This is a genomic window from Burkholderia sp. SR8 (genome assembly GCF_052851275.1).
In genome coordinates this window covers 1-201 of the sequence record NZ_JAULUC010000102.1, presented here as the reverse complement: position 1 = coordinate 201, position 201 = coordinate 1, and the positions used below count along the sequence as shown (strand labels likewise).

The window sequence follows — 201 nt, the reverse complement described above, 5'->3', positions numbered from 1 at the left end:
GAAGCGGGCGCAACGGTCAACATCGACACGAACGGCGATGGCACGCCGGACGCCTCCGTAACGGCGGACCCGAGCGGAGCGTGGACGTACACGCCGTCGACCCCGTTGCCGGCCGGCACGGTGATTGGTGTGACGGCTACGGACGCGGCAGGCAATACGAGCCCCTCTGCCTCGGTAACGGTGGCGGGCGATACGACAGCA

General features: G+C 68.7%; 1 protein-coding gene. It reads left to right on the top strand.

From position 1 onward, the window contains the following. Positions 1-201: Ig-like domain-containing protein (locus tag Q3A80_RS32005; RefSeq protein WP_446332767.1), on the top strand; the 201-nt coding region annotated here is incomplete at both ends.